The sequence below is a fragment of the Lysobacter enzymogenes genome, from assembly GCF_017168095.1.
GTDB lineage: Bacteria > Pseudomonadota > Gammaproteobacteria > Xanthomonadales > Xanthomonadaceae > Lysobacter > Lysobacter enzymogenes_D.
Genome location: NZ_LXSD01000628.1, coordinates 1 through 1716 on the forward strand (window position 1 = coordinate 1; position 1716 = coordinate 1716).

At 74.0% G+C, this 1716-nt stretch carries 1 protein-coding gene; it reads right to left on the reverse strand.

The genetic code is table 11. The annotated features are described in order from the left end of the window. Positions 1 to 1716, reverse strand: a 1716-nt coding sequence (locus tag A7A76_RS24315) for a beta-ketoacyl reductase (RefSeq protein ID WP_206413733.1), incomplete at both ends; no start/stop codon positions are given.

Consider the following 1716-nt stretch of genomic DNA (forward strand, 5'->3'; position numbering starts at 1 on the left):
GGCGGCGGGCGCGGCGGGCGCCTGCGCCGCGCGCGCGGCGTTGCGCAGCTTGTCGCCGTCGTGCTCCTGCAGCACGTGGCGCACCAGTTTGTTGACCGAACTGTGGTCGAACAGGCTGGTGCCGGCCAGCTCGATGCCGAGCGCGTCGTTGAGCGCGCGCACGATCTTGACGCTGCTGATCGAGTCGACGCCGTAGCCGGCGAACGCGCCGTCGGGATCGATGCGCTCCGGCGCCAGCTTCAGGGTTGCGGCCAACTGCGCGAGCAGCGCGTCCTTCACATAGGCTTCGAGGTCGATGACGGCCACCGTTCGGTCGGATGCGGGTTCGGGTTCGGATTTGGGTTCGATTTCGGGTTGCGGTGCGGGTTCGGATGCGCGCTGCGGCTGCGCTGCCGACGACGCCGCCAGCGACGCTGCGGCCGACGGCGCGGACGGCGCCGGCGCTTGCGCTTGCGCCGCGGGCTCGGGCACGCGCAAGCCCTGACCGTTGAGACGGTGCAGCGCCGCCAGCTGCGGCAAGGCGGCGTGCGCGAAGGCCTCCAGCGCGGCCATCGCCTCGACCGGCCGCAGCGCGCCGATGCCGGCCTGGGCGAAGCGCTCGCGCACCCGCGGCGGCAGCGCCGCGGTCGCGCCGATGTCGCCCCAGAAGCCCCAGTTGAGGGTCTTGACGCGATGGCCGTAGCGCGTCGCCAGATGCCGCGCCAGCGCGTCCTGGTACAGGCTGCCGGCGCTGTAGTTGCTCTGGCCGGCGTCGCGCGAATAGCTGACCAGCGAGGAGAACAGCAGCAGACCGTCGAGCCCGTCGTCGGCGAAGGCGCGCAGCAGATTGACCGCGATGCGCGCCTTGGTCGCGAACGCCTGCTCGAAGCGCGCCGCATCCATCGCCGCCAGGGCCTGGTCGTGCAGTTCGATCGCGGAGTGGATCACCCCGTGGATGCGGCCGTGCGCGCGCAACGCTTCGGCGCGCGCCCGCGCCAGCGCGGCCGGATCGGTCGCGTCGGCCTGAACATAGGTCGGCGCGGGCCCGAGCGCGGCGAGCCGGGCCAGTTTGGCCGCGATCTGCGCATCGGCCGGACGCCGCCCGATCCAGACCACGCGCGCCCGATAGCGGCGCAGCAGATGCTCGGTGAAGACCTCGCCGACGCCGCCGGCGCCGCCGACGATCAGATACACGCCGTCCTCGCGGAAGCCGCCGTCGGTGCGCGCGGGCAGCGGCACCGGACGCAGGCGCTCGCGCGACCACTGGCAGGCGCGGTGGATCCAGGCGCGGCCCTGGCTGTCGGCCGGAATCGCGGCGATCTGCGCGGCCGGCAGCGGATCCGCCGCGGCGGCGGCGCCCAGATCGATCAGGCGCAGGCTCCAGCCGGCGTGTTCCTTGACCGCGCTGGCGATCAATCCCTGCAGCGCGGCCTGGGTCGGATCGCCGTCGCCGTCGCGCACGATCAGGGTCCATTCCAGCGCCGCCTCGGCATAGCCCTGCGCGAGCAGGGCCTTGATCGCGTGGAAGCAGGCCAGCACTTCGGCGCTGCCGGCGCGATAGTCCAGCAGCGCCTCGACGCTGGCGGCGCCGTCGCCGGTGGCGAACCAGACCAGATGATCGATGCGGCCGAGCGCGCCGGCCGCGGCGGCCCAGGCGTCGATCGTCTGCGCCGTCGGCGCCGCGAGCGCGCCGGCGTTCGGCCACAGCCGGGCGAACTGCGCGGCCTGCTGCGCGTC